Raw genomic sequence first — 23,838 nt, 5'->3', positions numbered from 1 at the left:
TTCTCCGTCATATTTCCGGAGCGTGTCGGAAACGTATCGGCAAGGTTTCGCGATGACGCCTGCCAATGCTCAGGGTCATTCCCGATGAACAGGCATTTATGCCCGGGATAAAGCGGTTCCGGCTTGTTCCGGGCGGTAGTGGACGGTTTGTATGCAATCTTGAAATGCCACAAATTTTCTGAAAGCATTCATCGGGTCGTGCTTCGATGCATGCACAAGGCAGGTGTCGCCAGGCGATGCCCGGTCGTGGAATGAGGTCAGGGGGATCTGGAAACCAACGGCTTGCGCGATACCGGAAGATCCGGTCGCGGGTGTCGCCGGTTTCCTGTTTCCAGCCCTGCATAGAACAGGATGTTCGATGCTTCGAAGACAGCCATTGCTTGCGCGTATTCTGGGTTTCGTCGTAGTTCCCGTTGCGATCGCCATTTCCGCCGGCTGGTGGCATTTGCGCGGAAGCCTTCCCCAGGATCAGGGCAGTCTCGAAGTCGAAGGTCTGCACGGCGCGGTCAGCGTCGAGCGCGACGGCCATGGCGTGCCCAGGGTGGTCGCGGGCAGCGATCGCGACGCCTATTTCGCCATCGGTTATCTGCATGCCCAGGACCGCATGTGGCAGCTGGAGTTGCAGCGGCGGATGGCGCAGGGGCGGTTGAGCGAAGTGCTCGGCAAGGACGCGGTGCAGCAGGACATCTGGTTCCGCACGCTCGGACTGGCGCGCTCCGCGAACGATGCCTGGGATGCGCTGAGTCCGGAAGCGCGCGCATCGCTGCAAGCCTATGCCGACGGCGTCAATGCATGGCTCGACAGCGACCCGGTGCTGCCGGTCGAGTTCGTCGCGCTGGGGGTGCGGCCGGAACGCTGGACCGTCTACGACTCGCTGGCCTGGTCGAAGGTGTTCGCACTCGACCTGGGCGGCAACTACCGTCGCGAGATCGACCGCATGCTGGCGGCGCAGCTGCTCGATCCGGCCCGGCTGCATACGTTGTTCCCCCCGGCGCCGACCTCCGTTTCCGGCGGCGCGACGCAGGATGAGGCGCAAGAGGAGGGGACGGCGCCTGCCCCGACGCCCGATCCTGTCGCGCTGGAAGGCTATGCGCGCATGGCCGAGTTTCTCGCCCGGTTGGAGCAACGCACCGGGCTGGGCGGGCGTTTCGTCGGCAGCAATGCCTGGGCGGTGTCCTCGAAGCTGACCGGCGGCGAATCGACGCTGCTCGCCAACGACCCGCACCTGGGCCTGCAGATGCCGTCGCTGTGGTACATGGCCGCGCTCAAGGGCGATCGTATCGACGTCTCCGGTGCGACCCTGGTCGGTCTTCCCCTGGTGGTGTTCGGCCGCAACGCCCGCATCGCCTGGGGTGGCACCAACCTGATGGCCGACAGCCAGGACATATACCTGGAGCAGGTCAAGCCCGACGACGCGTCGCGCTACCTTGCCGATGGCGAATGGGTGCCGTTCCTGCAGCGAGAGGAGCTGATCCGGGTACGCGAGAGCTTTCCGGCATTTCTGCATGCGCCGATCAAGCCGTTGCGTATCAGCGTGCGCGCGACCCGGCATGGCCCGGTCATCAACGACATGTTCCAGGTGTTCGACCAGCCGGCCTCACTGCGCTGGACCGCGCTGGATCGGGACGACACCTCCTACGAGGCGTTCTACCGGCTCGGCTACGCGCGCGACTGGAGCGAGTTCGACGAAGCGCTCGGGCACCTTGTCGCACCGGCGTTGAACATGCTCTACGCGGATCGGGGAGGCCATGTCGGTCACCTGGCCGCCGGTCGCATTCCTGTGCGTGCGGCGGGCGATGGCGGCGCGCCGGTGCCCGGATGGAGCGACGAATACGCGTGGAACGGCAGCGTACCGCACGAGGAGATGCCGCGGTTCTACGACCCGCCGTCGGGATTCGTCGCATCGGCCAACAACGATCCGACGCCGCCCGGCTATGGCCGGCTGATCTCCAATGACTGGGCACCGCCGACCCGGGTCCAGCGGATCGGACAGATGATCGGCGATGCCGTCGCCGCCGGCGAGCCGGTGGACCTCGCGTTGATGCAGCGCATGCAGGCCGATCAGCACAGCGCCGCTGCACTGCGGCTGCTCAAGGTGTTGATGGCGTATCCGCCCGGCAACGATGCGCAGCGGGCCGCCCATGAGTCCCTGCGCGAGTGGGACGGGCGCATGAACCGCGACAGCCATGCGGCGACCCTGTTCAACGCCTGGTTGCGCCAGCTCAAGCGCCATCTGGTGGGTTCCGCGTTCCAGGGCTACTGGAACCGCTCGCGCCAGACCCGGGTGTTGCAGGGGATGATCGATGGCATCGCTCCGGACACCGTCGCCGCGATGCTGTCCGGACGGTCCGGGCAGTGGTGCCGCGATCGCGAGGGTGGCCGGCCGGTACCCTGCGCCGAGGTCGCCAACGCGGCGCTCGACGATGCCCTGCGCGAACTGCGCAAGATGGCCGGCGACAGCCGCGATGGCTGGGCCTGGGGCGATGTCCACGAGACCGTGTATCGCCACGTTCCCTTCAGCAACGTCAACGTAGCCAAGGTCTGGTTCGAACGGCGGATCTCCAGCGGCGGCTCGCCCGACACCCTCGACGTGGCCGACTACGCCCTCGGCGAGTACGGCAGCTATGAGCAGACGTTCGGCGCCGGATTCCGCCAGGTGTTCGAGCTGTCGCCCGGTTCGATCACTCACCTGCAGATGAATTCGACCGGGCAGTCCTCCAACGTGATGAGTCCGCACTACGACGACATGATCGAGGCCTTTCGCGACGTGCGCTACCTGCCGATGGCCGGTGCCGGCGACGATCGCAGGACGCTCCAGCTCGTGCCCGCGGGGGCGGCCGACGACGGGGCCGAAAAGCGATGAGCATCCTGTCCTCGTTCTCGCAACGCGCCCCGAACAAGGTGTTCATCGCGATGCTGCTGGGCACCCTGGCCGGCATGGCCTACACCATGGTGATCCCACTGGTGATGAACGTGCTCGATCAGGGCCCCGCCGCGTTCGCGACCACCGAGCCGGAGACCATCAGCCTGTTCGGCTGGCAGGTATCGCACTACCGCTTCGCGCTCCTGTTCGTCGCCAACTGCGTGTTCATCCTGCTCGCGCGCACGGCGTCCCAGGTAATCCTGTCGCGGGTCGCACTGGATGTGACCACGGACCTGCGCGACCGCATGTACAGGCGCATCTCGCAGGCGCCGATCGCCGAGCTGGAGCGGGTGGGCCTTGCCAGGCTGGTGGCATCGATTACCGCCGACGTGCCGGTCATCGTTGCCGGCGCACGCCTGCTGCCGGACCTGTTGACCAACGCGGTGACATTGGCCGGCGTGCTCGGCTTCCTGCTGTTCCTCAGTCCCAGCGTGTTCTGGTTCGTGCTCGGCTGCATCGCATTGGGGGTGCTGACCTACCAGCTACCGATGATGATCGCGCGCCGCTATCTCATCCGCGCCCGTGGCCACCTGGACCACCTGCACGAGGGCATCCGTGGCCTGGTCCACGGCGCCAAGGAGCTCAAGCTCAGCTCCGACAAGCGCCGGGATTACGCCGAGAACGTACTCGCACTGAACGAACGGCTGGTGCGGGAGACGGCCAAGACCGGCATGAGCGTGATGTCGGTGGCGCAGAACTACGGCAACCTGATCGTGCTGTTCGTGATCGGCGCGATCGCCTTCGTGTTCGTCAACTATCACGCGATCGGAACCGGAGTGCTGGCTGGCGTGATCATGGCCCTGCTGTACGTGACCGCTCCGGTCGCCGCACTGCTCAACTTCGTTCCCCAGTTGAGCATGGCCCGGGTCGCCCAGCGCAAGGTCGACGAGCTGTTCGGACAACTCGCCCACGAGGATGTGGCCGACGACGGCGCACCCCGCCGCGAGTGGCAGCGCCTGCGTCTGCAGCAGGTCGCTTACCGCTATCCCGGGCGCGGTGAGGAAAGCGGCTTCCACATCGGCCCGATCGACCTGGAGATCGCGCGGGGCGAGATCGTCTTCATCGTCGGCGGCAATGGCTCGGGCAAGTCGACCCTGGCCAAGCTGCTGACCCTGCACTACCGCGCGGCGTCCGGGCGCGTGCTGTTCGACGACGTCGAGGTCGATGCCGGTACCGTCAGCGGGTTCCGCAGCGGCATCGCCGCGATCTACTCGGACTACTACCTGTTCGATCGTCCGCTGGGCATCGATGAGCAGGCCGCCCGGCCCGAGATCGAACGCTATCTGCAGTTGCTGGGCCTGTCCGGCAAGGTCAGCTTCGCCGACGGGCGCTTCAGCACGCTGTCGCTTTCCGACGGACAACGCCGGCGCCTGGCGCTGCTGGTCGCGTTCCTGGAGGACGCGCTGCTGTACGTGTTCGACGAGTGGGCGGCGGACCAGGACCCGACCTTCAAGGCGGTGTTCTATGGCGAGATCCTGCCTGCACTGAAGGCCCGCGGGAAGGCGGTGGTGGCGATCTCGCACGACGATCGCTACTTCGCCGCCGCCGACCGGGTCGTGGTGATGGCCGATGGCATGGTCAGCAGCGGTGCCGGTACGCAGACCATGCTTTCGTTGCCGGAAGCCATGGTGGCATCTCCGGATCCCGTCGCCGCCGCGACGGACGCCCCATGAGTCCGTCCGCATCGGCCTGAACCGGGGCAGGCCAAGAAACCGGAATGAAACGGAGATAAGGATGTCTCAGTGGTTTTCTCTTTCGCAGGGTCAGCAGGCACGCTGGTTCCAGTACCGGTTGAACCCGGCTGCGCGCGGCGATCACAACAACGTGTTCGTCGCCGCGCTGGATGGCGACGCGATCGCCGGCAGGCTGGCGGAGGCGATCGATGCGCTGGTCGCGCGTCACCCGATGCTGCGCGCGCGCCTGCGCCAGGATGACGAGGGCCGTATCGAGCAGACCGTGACCGCGCCCTGGCCGGGCGTCCTGGAGACGGTCGATGCGCGCGGGCTGGACCTGGACGCGCTGCGCCGACGGATCAGCGACGATGCCTGGCGCGCGTTCGATGACGACCGGCCCCTTCTGCGCGCCCGCCTGTACCGCCGTGGCGACGGCGGCGCGGTCCTGCTGCTGGCGCTGGACCACCTCATCTGCGATGGCTGGTCGTACTGGCGGATGCTCGACGAGCTGTCGGCCGCGCTGGGCGCCGACGGCGCGGGTACGCCCCCGCCATCCGAAACGGGGCATGACTACGGCGAGTACGTGCGCTGGCAGGAGCAATGGCTGCATAGCGCCGCCGGCGAACGTCAACTCGACTACTGGCGCGGTGTGCTGGAACCCTCGCCCCAGCTCCTGGAACTGCCCGCCGCCGACGCGGGCGCCAGTGGCGGACAGCAGGCGCATACCCTGCTGCTGGACCCCGCGCTGGGCGAACGCCTGCGCGGCTTCGTCGCCGATCATGGCGGCAGCGTGTTCAGCGTGCTGCTGGCGGCACTGCAGATCCTGCTGCACCGCTACAGCGGGCATCGTGCGGTCGCGGTGGGTGCGCCGATGCCTTGCCGTGGTCGGGCGGCCTGGCGCGGCGTGGTCGGGGACTTCGTCAACATGGTCGCGCTGCGTGCCGAGTTCGATGACGACGCCCGCGTGATCGACGTGGTCGAAGGCGCGCGGCGGGCGCTGCGTGGCGGCGTGCGTCATCAGGACTATCCGATCTCGACGTTGATCCGCCGTCTCGAACTGGGCGGTACGCCCTTCGATGCCAGCCTGGTGTTCCAGAACGCTCGCGAGTCGGGGCCGCTGGCCGAATTGTGGAACCCCCTGCGCGAGGGCGAGGCGATCGCCCGCTGGGGCGACACCGCGCTCAGCGCGTTCCCGATCCAGCAACGGGTCGCGCTGGACAGGATGGCGCTGGCGGTACATGCGATCGAATTCGAGCAGGGCCTGCGTTGCGATTTCATCCACGACCCGGCCCGTGTCGATGCAGGCGCGGTCGCACGCATGGCGGTCAACTTCGAGACCGTGCTGCGGGCGATGCTGACCGAGCCCGATGCGCTGGTGCGGACCCTGCCGCTGCTGGGCGAGGAAGAGCGCGCACGAGTGTTGGAAGAGTTCAACGCGACCCGGGTCGAACATCGCGGACCGGAAACCCTGCACGGCTGGTTCCAGCGCAGCGCCCGCGCGGTGCCGCAGGCGATCGCCCTGCGTCATGGCGCGCAGACCCTGAGCTATGCCGAGCTGGAGCGTCGCTCCGACGCGGTCGCGGCCCGGTTGCAGCGCCTGGGCGTTCAGCCCCAGGACCGCGTCGCGATCCACCTGTCTCGCGGACCGGGACTGGTCGCGGCGGTGCTGGGTGCGTTGAAGGCGGGGGCCGCCTACGTACCGATGGACCCGGCCTACCCACGGGAACGGGTGGTCTCGATCCTGGACGACTGCGGTGCCCGGGTCCGCATCGCCACCGCGGCACTGGCCGCGGAAATTCCCGCCGATCTGGCGACGCTGGACATCGACGATGCGTCACTGGAAGGAGAATCGGCGCTGCCTGTGCCGCGGCTGCCGCAGGATGCGTTGGCCTATGTGATCTATACCTCCGGTTCGACCGGTACGCCGAAGGGGGTGATGATCGAGCACGCGAACGCCTGCAACTTCATCGCCTGGGCCCTGCGCGATGGCGGACCCGATGCGTTCGCGCAGACCCTGTTCGCGACCTCGATCAGCTTCGACCTGGCGGTCTACGAGATCTTCGCCACCCTGGCCGCGGGCGGCACGCTGGAGATCGTCCGTGACGTGCTTGAGCCGCCATGCGGGCCGGTCGGCCTGATCAACACGGTGCCATCGGGGATGTCGGCGTTGCTGCAAGCGCAGGCGGTGCCGGCGTCGGTACGGCGGATCAACGTCGCCGGCGAGCCACTGCGTGCCGAGCTGGTCGAGCGCATCTTCGCCAACACCCAGGCGCAGAGCGTGCACAATCTGTACGGGCCGACCGAGACCACCACGTACTCCACCGGTGTGCGGATCCGTCGCGGCGAGGCGTTTGCGGCCCATATCGGCCGTCCGATCGACAATACCCGGATCTACATCGTCGACCGCGCCGGACAGCCCTTGCCTATCGGCGTCGGTGGCGAGATCTGCATCGGCGGCGCGGGCGTCGCCCGCGGTTATCTCGGTCGCCCCGAGCTGACCGCCGAGCGCTTCGGCGCCGATCCCTTCGTCGAGGGCGGTCGCTGGTACCGCACCGGCGACCTGGGGCGCTGGACCGCCGACGGCGACATCGTCTACCTCGGTCGCAGCGACCACCAGGTCAAGATCCGCGGCTTCCGTATCGAGCCGGGAGAGATCGAGGCGGCGCTGCTGCGGATCGAGGCCGTGCAGTCCGCCGTCGTGGTCGCCTGGGGGGATGCGACCGAGAGCCGGCGCCTGGTTGCCTATGTCGTGCCGGTGGCGCCTGCGGGCGCGACCCCACAGGCGCTGCGCGACGCCCTGACCGCAAGTCTGCCGGCGCACATGGTGCCGGCCGCGTTCGTGTTGCTGGACCGGTTGCCGTTGACCCCGAACGGCAAGCTCGACCGCGCCGCGCTGCCCGCACCGCAGTTCTCCAGCGACCGCGCCTACAGCGCGCCCGATGGAGAGATCGAGCGGCGGATGGCGGAGATCTGGGGCGAACTGCTCGGGGTGGCCCGGGTCGGTCGCGACGACGACTTCTTCGACCTTGGCGGCCACTCGCTGCTGGCGATGCAACTGACCCCGCGCCTGCGCACCGCGTTCGGCGTCGAGGTGCCGCTGGCGAAGCTGTTCGAGGCGCCGGTGTTGCGGCATGTGGCCGCTCAGATCGCCGCGGCACAGGCGGCGGTACTGGCCACGCAGGACATGCAGGCCATGCTGGACGAGCTGGAAGGGCTCAGCGATGACGAACTGATGGAACTACTGAGCAAGGAAGCGATCGATGACTGAGTCCGCCGAGCAGCGCCAGCGTCTGGTGCAGGCGATCCTGCTCAACCGCGCACGCCGCGCAATGCAGGCACGCGAGTCGGACGGCGACGCGATCGCGGTGATGCCACGCGATGCGGTCCTGCCGCTTTCGCTGGCCCAGCGCCGGCTATGGTTCCTGTGCCAGCTCGATGGCACCGCGTCGGCGGCCTACCACATGCCCGATGCATTGCGCCTGGAAGGCGAGCTCGATGTCGCGGTGCTGCGCGCCGCGCTCGACGCCCTGGTCGTGCGCCACGAAAGCCTGCGCACACGCTTCGTTGCCCGCGACGGCGAGCCCGAACAGGTGATCGACCCCGCCGATACCGGCTTCGCCCTGCGCGAGATCGACCTGTCGGCCCTGCCCGCCGCCACCCGCGAGGCGGCGGTCGCCGCCCAGGCCGACGAGGAGGCGGCCGCGGCGTTCGACCTCGCCGCCGGCCCGCTGGTGCGCGGCCGCCTGCTGCGCCTCGATACCCACACCCACGTGCTGCTGCTGACCCAGCACCACATCGTCTCCGACGGCTGGTCGGTCGGCGTGCTGATCCGCGAACTGGGCGCGCTGTACCGCGCCTTCGCCGAGGGCGCGGCCGATCCATTGCCGCCGCTGCCGCTGCAGTACGCCGACTACGCCGCCTGGCAGCACAGCCAGCTGGCCGGCGAGGCCTGGCAGCGGCAGATCGATTATTGGAAGGAAACGCTGTCCGGGGCGCCGTCGCTGCTGGAGCTGCCGGGCGACCGGCCACGGCCGCCGGTGCAGAGTTACCGTGGCGCGAGCCTGCCGCTGCGGCTGGACCCCGAGCTGGTCGAGGCGCTGCGCGGCTGGTCGTCGCGGCATGGGGCGACCCTGTTCATGGCCTTGACGGCGGGCTGGTCGGCGCTGCTGTCGCGGCTGGGCGGTCAGGACGAGGTGGTGATCGGCACGCCGGTGGCGAACCGCCCGCGCGCGGAGCTGGAAGGGTTGGCGGGGTTCTTCGTGAACACGCTGGCGCTGCGGGTGGCGGTGGACGCGTCGGTGGACGCGGCGACGCTGCTGGCGCGGGTGAAGGCGCAGGCACTGGGGGCGTTCGCGCACCAGCAACTGCCGTTCGACCAGGTGGTCGAGCATGTGCGTCCGCAGCGCAGCCTGGGCCACAGTCCGGTGTTCCAGACGATGCTGGCGCTGAACAACACGCCCGGCGATCGCGAGCTGTCGTTGCCGGGGCTGCGTCTGCAGCCGCAGCCGCAGGCGCGCACGACGACCCAGTTCGACCTGTCGCTGGTGTTGAACGAGCGCGATGGTGCGATCGTAGGCGCGATCGAATACGCGACCGACCTGTTCGACGTATCGACGATCCAGCGCTGGGCCGGCTACCTGCAACGGTTGCTGCAGGCCCTGCCCGGTGCCGATGCGCAGCCGGTCGCCGCGCTGCCGATGCTGCCCGACAGCGAGCGCGAGCAGCTCGAACACGGCTTCAACGCCACCGCCCGCCCGTACCCGGCCGATTCCACCATCGCCCGCGAGTTCGCCGCCTGCGCCGCCCGCCGCGGCGACGCGATCGCGCTGTGCGACGCCGATACCGCTCTCAGCTACGCCGAGCTCGACGCCCGCGCCAACCGCATCGCCCACGGCCTGCGCGCGCACGGCGTCGACCGCGAGCACCGCGTCGCCCTGATCGCGACCCGCAGTCTCGACCTGGTCGTCGCCACGCTTGGCGTGCTCAAGGCCGGCGCCGCCTACGTGCCGCTGGACCCCGAACAACCGGCCGGACGCCTGGCCGAACTGGTCGCCGACAGCGGCGCCCGGGTGGTGCTGTCCGACCGCGAACTCGACGGCGCGGTGTTCGACGCTGTGCTGCCGCTGGCGCCGCCGGCCTGGGGCGCCTACCCGGACACCGACCCCGCGGTCGACGGCGATGCCGGCGACCTGGCCTACGTGATGTACACCTCCGGCTCGACCGGGACCCCGAAGGGGGTGATGGTCGAACAGCGCTCGGTGCTGCGGCTGGCGGTGAACGGCGGTTTCGCACCGCTGGGCGAGCACGACGTGGTCGCGCACTGCGCCAACCCGGCCTTCGACGCCTCGACCTGGGAGCTGTGGGCACCGCTGCTGAATGGCGCGCGGGTGGCGGTGATCGATCCGCCGACGGTACTGGACCCGGCGGCGCTGTCGGCGGCGCTGGAGAAAGCCGGTGTCACCGCGATGTGGCTGACGGTGGGGCTGTTCAACGCCTATGTGGATGCGCTGGAGGCGGCGTTCGGGCGTCTGGACCAGTTGCTGATCGGTGGCGACGCGCTGGACGTGCGCACGGTGGGACGGTTGCTGTCGCGGCCGCGGCGCCCGCGCCGGTTGATCAACGGCTATGGCCCGACCGAGACGACGACGTTCGCGGCGACCCACGAGATCGACCTGGCCGATGTGGCGGGGCGCTCGATCCCGATCGGGCGGCCGATCGGCAATACGACGATCCGGATCGTCGACGGGCAGGGCCGTGCGGTGCCGGTGGGGGTGGTGGGCGAGCTGTACATCGGCGGCGCGGGGGTGGCGCGCGGGTATCTGAACCAGGCGGGGCTGAGCGCGGAGAAGTTCGTGGCTGACCCGCTGGGCGGTCCGGGTCGCTACTACCGGACGGGGGACCTGGGCCGCTGGCGGGCGGACGGGACGATCGAGTTCGCCGGTCGCAACGACGGCCAGGTGAAGCTGCGCGGTTTCCGCATCGAGCTGGGCGAAATCGAGGCGGCGCTGCAGCGGCTGCCGGGCGTCCGCGAGGCGGTGGTGACGGTGTGCGAAGGGGAGGGCGGCCGTCGTCTGGTGGGGTATCTGGTGGGGGCCGAGGGCGGTGTGTCGGAGTGGCGGCAGGCGCTGTCGTCGCAGCTGCCGGAGTACATGCTGCCGTCGGCGCTGGTGTCGCTGGAGGCGTTGCCGCTGACGGCGAACGGCAAGCTGGACCGGCGCGCGTTGCCGGAGCCGGATGCGTCGTCGCTGGCGGTGCGCGGCTACGAGGCGCCGCGTGACGAGACCGAGCGTGCGCTGGCGTCGATCTGGGGTGCGATCCTGCGGGTGGAGCGGGTCGGCATCCACGACAACTTCTTCGAGCTGGGCGGGCATTCGCTGCTGGCGGCGCGGCTGGCCGCGCGGGTCGCGGCCGAGCTGCAGCGGCAGGTGCCGGTCAGCGCAGTGTTCAGTCACCCCAGCGTCGCGCGCATGGCCGAATACCTGCAGCGTGCCGAGACCGCCGAGGCGGCACCGATCGCGATCGCCGACCGTTCGCGTCCGTTGCCGCCGTCGCTGGCCCAGCGCCGACTGTGGTTCCTGGTCCGCCTGGACGAGGCCGCGGGCAATGCGTATCACATGGCAGATGCATTGCGCCTGGAAGGCGAGCTCGATGTCGCGATGCTGCGCGCCGCGCTCGACGCCCTGGTCGCGCGTCACGAAAGCCTGCGCACACGCTTCGTTGCCCGCGACGGCGAGCCCGAACAGGTGATCGACCCCGCCGATACCGGCTTCGCCCTGCGCGAGATCGACCTGTCGGCCCTGCCCGCCGCCACCCGCGAGGCGGCGGTCGCCGCCCAGGCCGACGAGGAGGCGGCCGCGGCGTTCGACCTCGCCGCCGGCCCGCTGGTGCGCGGCCGCCTGCTGCGCCTCGATACCCACACCCACGTGCTGCTGCTGACCCAGCACCACATCGTTTCCGACGGCTGGTCGGTCGGCGTGCTGATCCGCGAGCTGGGCGTGCTGTACCGCGCCTTCGCCGAGGGCGCGTCCGATCCATTGCCGCCGCTGCCGCTGCAGTACGCCGACTACGCCGCCTGGCAGCACGGCCAGCTGGCCGGCGAGGCCTGGCAGCGGCAGATCGATTATTGGAAGGAAACGCTGTCCGGGGCGCCGTCGCTGCTGGAGCTGCCGGGCGACCGGCCACGGCCGCCGGTGCAGAGTTACCGTGGCGCCAGCCTGCCGCTGCGGCTGGACCCCGAGCTGGTCGAGGCGCTGCGCGGCTGGTCGTCGCGGCATGGGGCGACCCTGTTCATGGCCTTGACGGCGGGCTGGTCGGCGCTGCTGTCGCGGCTGGGCGGTCAGGACGAGGTGGTGATCGGCACGCCGGTGGCGAACCGCCCGCGCGCGGAGCTGGAAGGGCTGGCGGGGTTCTTCGTGAACACGCTGGCGCTGCGGGTGGCGGTGGACGCTTCGGTGGACGCGGCGACGCTGCTGGCGCGGGTGAAGGCGCAGGCGCTGGGGGCGTTCGCGCACCAGCAACTGCCGTTCGACCAGGTGGTCGAGCATGTGCGTCCGCAGCGCAGCCTGGGTCACAGTCCGGTGTTCCAGACGATGCTGGCGCTGAACAACACGCCCGGCGATCGCGAGCTGGCGTTGCCGGGGCTGCGTCTGCGGCCGCAGCCGCAGGCGCGCACGACGACCCAGTTCGACCTGTCGCTGGCCTTGAACGAACACGACGGCGCCCTGGTCGGCGAGTTGGAGTACGCGACCGATCTGTTCGACGCATCGACGGTCCAACGCTGGGCCGGTTACCTGCCGAGGTTGTTGCAGGCGATGGTGGCGATGGAGGACCGTGCGGTGGCGCGGCTGCCGTGGCTGCCGGAACAGGAGCTGGCGCAGTTGCGGGCCTGGAGCATGCCGGAGGACACGGCGGCATGGCCGGCGGCGACCCTGCCGGCGCTGTTCGAGGCGCAGGTGCGGCGGACGCCGGAGGCGGAGGCGTTGCGCTTCGAAGGGCGCAGCCTGAGCTACGACGCGTTGAACCGTGCGGCGAACCGGGTCGCGCACCGGCTGCTGGCGCTGGGGGTGAAGCCGGACGACCGGGTCGCGATCCGGGCCGAACGCGGGCTGGAACTGCTGGTCGGGCTGCTGGGCATTCTCAAGAGCGGTGCCGGCTACGTGCCGATCGATCCGGGCTATCCGCGGGCGCGGCAGGACTACATGCTGGCCGACAGCGCGCCGGCGGCGCTGCTGGTGGACACGGTCGCCGCCGACGAGCAGACCGCCTGTCCGGTGCTGGCGATCGCGTCCGACACGGACGCCGACGAGCACGACCCGCAGATCGCCGGGCTGACCCCGCGGCACCTGGCCTACGTGATCTACACCTCCGGCTCGACCGGCCAGCCCAAGGGCGTGATGGTCGAGCACGCCAGCGTCGCCGCGTTCGTGCGCACGCATGCGGAGGCCTGTCGTCTGCAGTCCGGCGATCGCGTGCTGCATTTCGCCTCATGTTCGTTCGACACGTCGATCGAGGAGATCTTCCCGGCGCTGCTGTCAGGCGCCACCGTGGTCGTGCGGCCGTCCTGGATGGTCTCGCCGGACAGGCATTTCGTCGGATTGCTTGCCGACGAACGCATCGCCATCCTCGATCTGCCGACCGCGTTCTTCCATGTCTGGGCGCAGCAGGCCGCGTCGCGCCGTCCCGCCCTGCCGGAACAGGTGCGCCTGGTCGTGGTCGGTGGCGAGAAGCTCGAACGCGAGGCCCTCGATGCCTGGTTCGCGCATCCCTCGGCATCGCGTGCCGCGGTCCTGAACACCTATGGGCCGACCGAAGCCACGGTATACGTGACCTCGGTTGCGCTCGAAGCCGATTCCCGCATCGAAGGCGAGGCGCCGATCGGACGGCCGTCGGCGGGAACCCGGGTATGGATCCTCGACCCGGTCGGCGCACCGGTGCCGCAGGGTGTGGTCGGCGAGATCCACGTCGGCGGTGTGCAGGTCGCGCGCGGCTATCTGGGACAGCCGGCGCTGACGGCGGAGCGCTTTGTCCCCGACCCGGACGGGGGCGATGACGCGCGCCTGTACCGCACCGGCGATCTCGGACGTTGGCTCGGCGACGGTAGCATCGCCTATGCCGGCCGCCGCGACGCCCAGATCAAGTTGCGCGGCTTCCGCATCGAGCCCGGCGAGATCGAACATGCGTTGCGCCGCTGTGACGGCGTCGCCGACGCGCTGGTGCTGCTGCGCGAGGACGCGCCCGATGAGCGCCGGCTGGTGGCCTACGTGGTCGCGGCGGCCGCGTCCGAGCCGTCGGAGCAGGCCCTCCATGCGGCGCTGTCCGTCGAGCTTGCCGCCTACATGCTGCCCTCGGCCTACGTGGTGCTGGAGGCGTTTCCGCTGACGCCATCGGGCAAGGTCGATCGTGCGGCACTGCCGGCGCCTGGCGCCGCTCACCTGACTGTCCGCGACCATGAGCCCCCGGTGGGCGCGGTCGAGGCGGCGATCGCGCGGGTCTGGGCCGGGCTGTTCGCAGTGGAGCGGGTCGGACGTCGCGACAACTTCTTCGAACTGGGCGGGCATTCGCTGCTGGCGATCGCGATGATCGAACGACTGGCGGACGAGGGCATCGAGTTGCCGGTGCGTGCCCTGTTCGTATCGCCGGTGCTTGCCGACCTGGCCGCGCAGGTGTCGCGCGGAACCGCGCAGGCGGTACCGCCGAACCCGATCGGGCCGGGTACCGCCACTATCACCCCCGAGTTGCTGCCGCTGGTGGCGCTGTCCCAGGCTTCGATCGACCGCATCGTCCAGGCGGTGCCGGGCGGGGCGGGCAACGTGCAGGACATCTATCCGCTGGCACCGTTGCAGGAAGGCATCCTGTTCCACTACCTGCTGCACGGCGTGGACGCGGCCGACCCCTACGTGCTACGGGTTGGCCTGGAGTTCGACAGCACCGCGCGGATGGAACGCTTCATTGGCGCGCTGAAGCGGGTCGTCGCGCGCCACGACGTGCTGCGTACGGCCTTGTTCTGGCGGGAGCTGGAGCGGCCCGTGCAGGTCGTGCTGCGCGAGGTGCCGCTGCCGGTGTTCGAAGGCGTGCCCGGCCCGGTGCGCATGGACCTGGGCGCCGCGCCGCTGTTGCAGCTGTGGCGCAGCGCCGACACCGACGGCGATGGCGCGACCCTGACCGTGCTGTGGCACCACATCGTCTCCGATGCGGTGGCGATGGGGGTGATCCTGGACGAGGTGCGCGAGCTCCTGCTGGCGGGCGCTGCGGCGTTGCCGCCGGCGGCGCCCTACCGCGACTTCATCGCACGTACCGGCGCCGTCCACGACAGCGTGCATGAGGCCTATTTCCGCGAACGACTGGGCAGCGTCGACGAGACCACCGCGATTGGTGGCGTACTCGACGTGCGACAGGACGGCGCCGCGATCCGCCAGTCGGCATTGCGCCTGGAGGAAGGCGTTGCCGCAATGATCCGCCGTGCCGCCGCCGCTGCGGGCACCGCGCCGTCGGTGTTGTTCCATGCGGCATGGGCGCACGTGCTGTCCGCGCACGCCGGTCGTGCCGACGTGGTGTTCGGCACCGTGCTGACCGGTCGCCTGCAGGGCCTGGCCCAGGCTGGTCGCACCGTCGGCATGTTCATCAACACCTTGCCGCTTCGGTTGGATCTGGCGGGGCGCGGTGTTGCCGAGGCGGTCGGCGAAACCCGCCTGCGCCTGGGCGAGCTGCTCGCCCACGAACACGCCTCGCTGGCCCTGGCCCAGCGTTGCAGTGCGGTCGCGGCGGGCGTGCCATTGTTCACCGTGTTGCTGAACTACCGCCAGCATGGAGGCGAGATCGATGGCGGGGACGCGCTGTCGCTGGGCGAGGGCGTGCGGGTCAGCGGCGGCGAAGCGCGCAACAACTATCCGTTGACGGTGTCGGTCGACGACTACGGCGTCGGCTTCGGGCTGACTTCGTTGAGCGTCGGCGATATCGACGGTCCGGCCCTGGCCCGCCATCTGGCCCGCGTTGTCGAAGCCCTGGCTGCGGCGATGCTGTCCGATCCGCAGCAGCGGATCGACGCGCTGGCGCTGATCGACGACGCGGAACGCGAGCGACTGCTGGCGCTGGGCCGCGGCCCGGCGATACCGCGCGAACGCGCCGGCACCATCGCCGATGCGTTCCAGGCCCGGGCCGCGCACCACCCGCAGGCGATCGCGCTGCGCGAGACCGCGACCGGCAAGAGCACCGACTACGCGACCCTGGCCGCGCACGTGAACCGCCTCGCCCACGCCCTGCGCGAGCAGGGCCTGGGCCCGGGCGACCGGGTCGGGCTGTGCATGGAACGCGGTCTGGCGCTTCCGATCGCGCTGCTGGCGGTGCTCGCCAGCGGCGCCGCCTACGTGCCGCTGGACGGCCACCAGGGCGGCGAACGACTGGCACGGATCATCGCCGACGCCGGCATCGGCGTGGTCCTGGTCGAGAGCGGCTCGGCCCCGGCCTCGCTGGGCGGGGTCGACACCATCTACCTGGACGGCGCCGGCACCGACCCGGACTGGCTCGGCGAGTACCCGTCGCAACCGCCGACAACGGCGCTGGCCGACGACGCCATCGCCTACGTGCTGTACACCTCCGGCTCGACCGGCGAGCCCAAGGGCGTGGAGGTGTTCCACTCGGGGCTCAGCGACTACTGCGCGTTCGCCCGCGAGGGCTATTACGACGAGGCGCTGGACGGCTCGCTGGTGGCGACCTCGCACGCATTCGACCTGACCGTGCCGTCGCTGTACGTGCCGCTGCTGGAGGGCGGCTGCGTGGAGCTGCTGCCGCCGGGCGAGGAGTTGCCGGCGCTGGCGCGGCGTCTGGACGAGGAGGCCGGGGCCTGGCTGCTGCGGCTGACGCCGTCGCACGTGCAGGGGCTGCTGCAGCTGGCCGACGCGGTGCCGCGGCAGGGGGCGCATGCGTTCGTGATTGGTGGCGAGGCGTTCCCGGCGTCGCTGGCGCGTGCGTTGCAGACGAAGTATCCGCAGGCGCGGCTGGTGAACCACTACGGTCCGACCGAGACGGTGGTGGGCTGCGCGTGGCAGCGTCTGGACGAGGCGCAGCTGTCGGGCGAGGGGACGCTGCCGATCGGGCGGGCGATGAGCAACACCCGGCTGTACGTGCTGGGGGCGTCGGGTCAGTTGTTGCCGCGCGGAGTGGCGGGCGAGCTGTACATCGGCGGCGCGGGGGTGGCGCGGGGGTATCTGAACGACGCGTCGCGGACGGCGGAGCGTTTCCTGGCGGACCCGTTCGAGGCGGGCGGGCGGATGTACCGCAGCGGCGACCGGGTGCGCTGGCGGTCGGACGGCGCGCTGGAGTTCCTGGGTCGGGTGGACGCGCAGGTGAAGCTGCGCGGGTACCGGATCGAGCCGGGGGAGATCGAGTCGGTGCTGCGGCCGCAGGTGGGCGACGTGGCGGTGGGGGTGTACGGCGAGGGTGGCACGGCGCGCCTGGTGGCGTGGGTGAGCGGCGTCTCGGGCGATGGCTGGGAGGACGGTCTTCGGGCGTTGGCGGCCTCGCGGTTGCCGGCGTACATGCAGCCGTCGGTGTACGTATCGCTGGAGGCGCTGCCGCTGACCGCGAACGGCAAGCTCGACCGCCGCCGGCTGCCGGAACCGGAGCGGCCGCAGGGCGATGCCGCCCGCGAGCAGCCGCAGGGCGTGTTCGAACAGGGCATCGCGTCGATCTGGAGCGAGCTGCTCGGGGTCGAAGCGATCGCTCGCGACGACGACTTCTTCGCCCTCGGTGGCCATTCGCTGACTGCGGTCCAAGCGGTCGCACGCCTGCGCGCCGCATTCCGTCGCGAAGTGCCGCTGCGCGAACTTTTCTCGCATCCATCGCCGCGCTCGCTGGCACGATATCTGGATCAGGCCGAGGCCACCGAGGCGGCGCCGATCGCGATCGCCGACCGTTCGCGTCCGTTGCCGCCATCGCTGGCCCAGCGCAGGCTGTGGTTCCTCTCGCAGCTCGATGGCGCCGCCGGTGCGGCCTATCACATGCCGGTGTCGCTGCGCCTGGAAGGCGAGCTCGATGTCGCGGTGCTGCGCGCCGCGCTCGATGCCCTGGTCGTGCGCCACGAAAGCCTGCGCACACGCTTCGTTGCCCGCGACGGCGAGCCCGAACAGGTGATCGACCCCGCCGATACCGGCTTCGCCCTGCGCGAGATCGACCTGTCGGCCCTGCCCGTCGCCACCCGCGAGGCGGCCGTCGCCGCCCAGGCCGACGAGGAGGCGGCCGCGGCGTTCGACCTCGCCGCCGGCCCGCTGGTGCGCGGCCGCCTGCTGCGCCTCGATACCCACACCCACGTGCTGCTGCTGACCCAGCACCACATCGTCTCCGACGGCTGGTCGGTCGGCGTGCTGATCCGCGAACTGGGCGCGCTGTACCGCGCCTTCGCCGAGGGCGCGGCCGATCCATTGCCGCCGCTGCCGCTGCAGTACGCCGACTACGCCGCCTGGCAGCACGGCCAGCTGGCCGGCGAGGCCTGGCAGCGGCAGATCGACTATTGGAAGGAAACGCTGTCCGGGGCGCCGTCGCTGCTGGAGCTGCCGGGCGATCGGCGGCGGCCGCCGGTGCAGAGTTACCGCGGCGCCAGCCTGCCGCTGCGGCTGGACCCCGAGCTGGTCGAGGCGCTGCGCGGCTGGTCGTCGCGGCATGGGGCGACCCTGTTCATGGCCTTGACGGCGGGCTGGTCGGCGCTGCTGTCGCGGCTGGGCGGTCAGGACGAGGTAGTGATCGGCACGCCGGTGGCGAACCGCCCGCGCGCGGAGCTGGAAGGGCTGGCGGGGTTCTTCGTGAACACGCTGGCGCTGCGGGTGGCGGTGGACGCTTCGGTGGACGCGGCGACGCTGCTGGCGCGGGTGAAGGCGCAGGCGCTGGGGGCGTTCGCGCACCAGCAACTGCCGTTCGACCAGGTGGTCGAGCATGTGCGTCCGCAGCGCAGCCTGGGCCACAGTCCGGTGTTCCAGACGATGCTGGCGCTGAACAACACGCCCGGCGATCGCGAGCTGGCGTTGCCGGGGCTGCGTCTGCGGCCGCAGCCGCAGGCGCGCACGACGACCCAGTTCGACCTGTCGCTGGCCTTGAACGAACACGACGGCACCCTGGTCGGCGAGTTGGAGTACGCGACCGACCTGTTCGACGCATCGACGGTCCAACGCTGGGCCGGTTACCTGCCGAGGTTGTTGCAGGCGATGGTGGCGATGGAGGACCGTGCGGTGGCGCGGCTGCCGTGGCTGCCGGAACAGGAGCTGGCGCAGTTGCGGGCCTGGAGCATGCCGGAGGACACGGCGGCATGGCCGGCGGCGACCCTGCCGGCGCTGTTCGAGGCGCAGGTGCGGCGGACGCCGGAGGCGGAGGCGTTGCGCTTCGAAGGGCGCAGCCTGAGCTACGACGCGTTGAACCGTGCGGCGAACCGGGTCGCGCACCGGCTGCTGGCGCTGGGGGTGAAGCCGGACGACCGGGTTGCGATCCGGGCCGAACGCGGGCTGGAACTGCTGGTCGGGCTGCTGGGCATTCTCAAGAGCGGTGCCGGCTACGTGCCGATCGATCCGGGCTATCCGCGGGCGCGGCAGGACTACATGCTGGCCGACAGCGCGCCGGCGGCGCTGCTGGTGGACACGGTCGCCGCCGACGAGCAGACCGCCTGTCCGGTGCTGGCGATCGCGTCCGACACGGACGCCGACGAGCACGACCCGCAGATCGCCGGGCTGACCCCGCGGCACCTGGCCTACGTGATCTACACCTCCGGCTCGACCGGCCAGCCCAAGGGCGTGATGGTCGAGCATGCCAGCGTGATCAACCTGTGGCGGGCGCTGGAGGCGCGGATCGCTCCGGCCTGTCCGGCCGCGGCAAGGGTCACCCTCAATGCCGGCGTTTCCTTCGACGCCTCGCTGCAGGGCATCGTGCAGTGGCTGTCGGGCCGCTGCGTGGTGGTGGTGCCGGCGGCGGTGCGCAGCGACGCGGATGCGCTGCGCGGGTTCCTGCGCGAAGAACGCATCGATGTCTGCGACACCACGCCGGCGCAGCTGGAGACCCTGCTGGCCTCCGGTCTGCCGGACGTCCATGTGGGCGGCCCCCGGGTATGGCTGATCGGCGGCGAAGCGATCGCGCCGCGGTTGTGGCAGGCGCTGGCGGCGCTGGATTCGCTGGCGCTGAATGTCTACGGCCCGACCGAATGCACGGTCGACAGCACCTGCGCGCGGATCGGGACCGCGGTCGCGCCGCATATCGGTCGGCCGTTGGCCAATGTGCGGATCCGCCTGCTGGATGCCTTCGGCGCGCCGGTGCCGATCGGCGTGCGCGGCCAGATCCACATCGGTGGCGCGGCCCTGGCGCGGGGCTACTGGCGCCGCCCCGAACTGACCGCCGAACGTTTCGTCGAACTGGAAGGCGGTCGCTTCTACCGCAGCGGCGATATCGGCCGCTGGCGCGAAGATGGCCGTCTGGAGTATCTCGGCCGCGACGACGATCAGGTCAAGCTGCGCGGCCACCGGATCGAGCTGGGCGAGGTCGAGGCCGCACTGGTCGCGGTGCCCGGGATCGAGGCGGCGGCGGTACTGCTGGGCCGCGACGCCGGCGGTGCCGGCCGCCTGGTCGCCTACGTCGCCAGTGCCGACGACGACACGGCCGGCTGGCACGATCGTCTGGCGGCACGCCTGCCGGCGCACATGCTGCCGGCCGCGTACGTCCGCCTGGACCGGCTGCCGCTGACCGCCAACGGCAAGATCGACCGCCGCCGACTGCCGGACTGCGGCCGCGAGGCCCAGGTCAGCCGCGGTCATGTCGAGCCGAGGACCGCGACCGAGCGCACGCTGACCGATATCTGGCAGAACCTGCTCGGTGTCGAACGGGTCGGTATCGAGGACAACTTCTTCGAGCTCGGCGGGCATTCGTTGTTGGCGATGCGGATGACCAGCGCGGTCGCCGCTCGCCTCGGGCGGACCCTGCCGGTGCGGGTGCTGTTCGAAGGCGCGACCCCGGCCGCCGTCGCCGCCTGGCTGGATGCGCAGGATGCCGGATCGGCCACGGCGGAGCCCATCGACACGGCGACGATCGAGCGGGTGCCGCGCGACGGCCGATTGCCGATGTCGTATTCGCAGCAGCGGCTGTGGTTCATCGATCGTCTGCAGGGCAGCGACGCCTACCGGATGAGCGGCGCGTTGCGTCTGCGCGGACGCCTCGATGTCGAGCGCCTGCATGCGGCGCTGCGCGAGGTCGTCGCCCGCCACGAGGTGCTGCGCACGACCTACGGCGAGGCCGATGGCGAGCCCGTGCAGCGGATCGGCGAGGGCGACGGGCTGCCGTTCGCGATTGACGATCTGCGCGGGCTGGATCCCGCCACCCGCGACGGGCATTGCCTGGCGATCGCCGCCGAGGAGGCGGCGCAGCCGTTCGACCTGGGCCGGGACCGCATGCTGCGCGGGCGGCTGGCGGTAATCGACGACGATGAGCACGTGCTGTGGCTGACCGCGCATCACATCGCCTTCGACGGGTGGTCCTACGCAGTGCTGGTGCGCGAATGCATGGCGGTCTACGCCGGCGAACGCCTGCCGCCGCTGCCGGTCCAGTACGCGGATTACGCCGCCTGGCAGCGGCGCCGCCTGGCCGGTCCTGCGCTGCGGGAGCAACTGGAATACTGGCGCGGACAGCTGGCGGATCTGCCGCCGACCCATTCGCTGGCGCTGGACGCACCGCGTTCGGCCGCGGCGGCCGAGGGCGGCGAGCGCTACGGCGTGCGGCTCGACATGGCCACCCTGCAGGCGCTGCGCGAACTGGCCGCGCGCCACGACGCGAGTCTGTTCATGCTGCTGCACACCTCGCTGGCGGCGCTATTGGCCGGTTTCGGTGCCGGCACCGACCTGGCGATCGGTACGCCGGTGGCGGGGCGCGGTCACGTCGACCTGGAGCCGATGATCGGCTTCTTCGTCAATACCCTGGTGCTGCGCAGCGACCTGTCCGGCGATCCCGACTTCGAAACCGCACTGGCACGCGTGCGCCGCACCGATCTGGAGGCCTACGGCAACGCCGAGGTCCCGTTCGACATGCTGGTCGAGGAGCTGAACCCGGTGCGCAGTCTGTTGCATGCGCCGCTGTTCCAGATCCTGTTCAACATGCGCAACAACGAGCGGGTGCATCTGCGGATGCCGGGGTTGGAGATCGCCATGCAGGAGCAGGAAGCCGCGCTGGCGAAGTTCGACCTGCAGATCGGCGCCGAGGAGAGTGACGATGGCCTGCTGCTCGACTGGCTGGCCGCGCCGGGCCTGTTCTCGCCGGCGCGGGTGCGCCGGATGGCCGATGCCTGGGTGTCGCTGCTGACCCAGGTCGCCGCCGACCCGGGCCGGAAGCTGAGCGGGTACGCCCTGCTCGACGCGCACGAGCGCGCCGAGGTGCTGGCGCTCGGACAGGGGGCGGATCGAACCGAGGGGCGCGAGCTGCCGCTGCCGCTGGCGATCGCGCAGGCCGCGCGCCGGCATCCGCACGCACCGGCGGTGCGTGCCGGCGAGACGACACTCAGCTACGCGGAGCTCGAACGCCTGAGCAATCGCCTGACGCATCGGCTGGCGGCCGCGGGCCTGGGCCCGGGCGACCGGGTCGGGCTGTGCATGGAACGCGGTCTGGCGCTGCCGGTCGCACTGCTGGCGGTACTCGCCAGCGGCGCCGCCTACGTGCCGCTGGACGGCCACCAGGGCGGCGAACGACTGGCGCGGATCATCGCCGACGCCGGCATCGGCGTGGTCCTGGTCGAGAGCGGCTCGGCCCCGGCCTCGCTGGGCGGGGTCGACACCATCTACCTGGACGGCGCCGGTACCGATCCCGACTGGCTCGGCGAGTACCCGTCGCAACCGCCGACAACGGCACTGGCCGACGACGCCATCGCCTACGTGCTGTACACCTCCGGCTCGACCGGCGAGCCCAAGGGCGTGGAGGTGTTCCATTCGGGGCTCAGCGACTATTGCGCGTTCGCCCGCGAGGGCTATTACGACGAGGCGCTGGACGGCTCGCTGGTGGCGACCTCGCACGCATTCGACCTGACCGTGCCGTCGCTGTACGTGCCGCTGCTGGAGGGCGGCTGCGTGGAGCTGCTGCCGCCGGGCGAGGAGTTGCCGGCGCTGGCGCGGCGTCTGGACGAGGAGGCCGGGGCCTGGCTGCTGCGGCTGACGCCGTCGCACGTGCAGGGGCTGCTGCAGCTGGCCGACGCGGTGCCGCGGCAGGGGGCGCATGCGTTCGTGATTGGTGGCGAGGCGTTCCCGGCGTCGCTGGCGCGTGCGTTGCAGACGAAGTATCCGCAGGCGCGGCTGGTGAACCACTACGGTCCGACCGAGACGGTGGTGGGCTGCGCGTGGCAGCGTCTGGACGAGGCGCAGCTGTCGGGCGAGGGGACGCTGCCGATCGGGCGGGCGATGAGCAACACCCGGCTGTACGTGCTGGGGGCGTCGGGTCAGTTGTTGCCGCGCGGAGTGGCGGGCGAGCTGTACATCGGCGGCGCGGGGGTGGCGCGGGGGTATCTGAACGACGCGTCGCGGACGGCGGAGCGTTTCCTGGCGGACCCGTTCGAGGCGGGCGGGCGGATGTACCGCAGCGGCGACCGGGTGCGCTGGCGGTCGGACGGCGCGCTGGAGTTCCTGGGTCGGGTGGACGCGCAGGTGAAGCTGCGCGGATACCGGATCGAGCCGGGGGAGATCGAGTCGGTGCTGCGGCCGCAGGTGGGCGACGTGGCGGTGGGGGTGTACGGCGAGGGCGGGGCGGCGCGCCTGGTGGCGTGGGTGAGCGGCGTCTCGGGCGATGGCTGGGAGGACGGTCTTCGGGCGTTGGCGGCCTCGCGGTTGCCGGCGTACATGCAGCCGTCGGTGTACGTGTCGCTGGAGGCGCTGCCGCTGACCGCGAACGGCAAGCTCGACCGCCGCCGGCTGCCGGAACCGCCGGCCGCCGGCGCCGAGTTGCCGTGGGTCGAGCCGGAAGGCGAGATCGAGTGCACGCTCGAACGCATCTGGGCTCAGGCCCTGGATCTGGAGCGGGTCAGTGCGACCGCCGACTTCTTCGCCCTCGGCGGCCATTCGCTGCTGGCGATGCGTGTCATCAACGATGTCCAGCGCGAGTTCGGGATCGAACTGCCGCTGCGGCGTCTCTTCGAAAGTCCCGATATCCGCTCGCTGGCACGGCTGGTGGGCGATCAGCGAATCCGCAGCGACAACCTCGCCGGTGCTGGAACGGACTCAACGCAAATCGAAATGGAGTGGTGAG

General features: G+C 70.7%; 4 protein-coding genes. All 4 read left to right on the top strand.

Annotated elements, in window-relative coordinates:
* Positions 1–358 precede the first annotated feature (358 nt).
* The 4 genes from C9I47_RS15405 to C9I47_RS15390 all read left to right on the top strand — a co-directional run bounded on the left by C9I47_RS15405 (position 359) and on the right by C9I47_RS15390 (position 23,837).
* Positions 359–2,863 carry a penicillin acylase family protein gene (locus C9I47_RS15405; protein ID WP_111267545.1) on the top strand — a complete coding sequence of 835 codons (2,505 nt, stop codon included), beginning with the start codon at positions 359–361 and terminating at the stop codon, positions 2,861–2,863.
* On the top strand, positions 2,860–4,596 hold the full coding sequence (locus C9I47_RS15400; RefSeq protein WP_111267544.1) for a cyclic peptide export ABC transporter: 1,737 nt from the start codon (positions 2,860–2,862) through the stop codon (positions 4,594–4,596). The genes C9I47_RS15405 and C9I47_RS15400 overlap by 4 nt, the downstream gene beginning before the upstream one ends.
* 61 nt (positions 4,597–4,657) lie before the next feature.
* Positions 4,658–7,864: a non-ribosomal peptide synthetase gene (locus tag C9I47_RS15395; RefSeq protein WP_190238530.1), complete on the top strand. Its 3,207-nt coding sequence runs from the start codon at positions 4,658–4,660 to the stop codon at positions 7,862–7,864.
* On the top strand, positions 7,857–23,837 hold the full coding sequence (locus C9I47_RS15390) for a non-ribosomal peptide synthase/polyketide synthase (RefSeq protein WP_111267542.1): 15,981 nt from the start codon (positions 7,857–7,859) through the stop codon (positions 23,835–23,837). The genes C9I47_RS15395 and C9I47_RS15390 overlap by 8 nt, the downstream gene beginning before the upstream one ends.
* The last annotated feature ends 1 nt before the right edge of the window (position 23,838 follow it).

Origin of the sequence: Marilutibacter maris (assembly GCF_003233695.1) — a bacterium.
Lineage (GTDB): Bacteria > Pseudomonadota > Gammaproteobacteria > Xanthomonadales > Xanthomonadaceae > Marilutibacter > Marilutibacter maris.
This window is presented reverse-complemented; position numbering and strand designations above follow the sequence as displayed.

What these genes read in the sequence shown, in the direction of transcription:
- C9I47_RS15405 (WP_111267545.1), top strand. Translation starts at nt 359, where the DNA reads ATGCTTCGAAGACAGCCATTGCTTGCGCGTATTCTGGGTTTCGTCGTA.
- C9I47_RS15400 (WP_111267544.1), top strand. Translation starts at nt 2,860, where the DNA reads ATGAGCATCCTGTCCTCGTTCTCGCAACGCGCCCCGAACAAGGTGTTC.
- C9I47_RS15395 (WP_190238530.1), top strand. Translation starts at nt 4,658, where the DNA reads ATGTCTCAGTGGTTTTCTCTTTCGCAGGGTCAGCAGGCACGCTGGTTC.
- C9I47_RS15390 (WP_111267542.1), top strand. Translation starts at nt 7,857, where the DNA reads ATGACTGAGTCCGCCGAGCAGCGCCAGCGTCTGGTGCAGGCGATCCTG.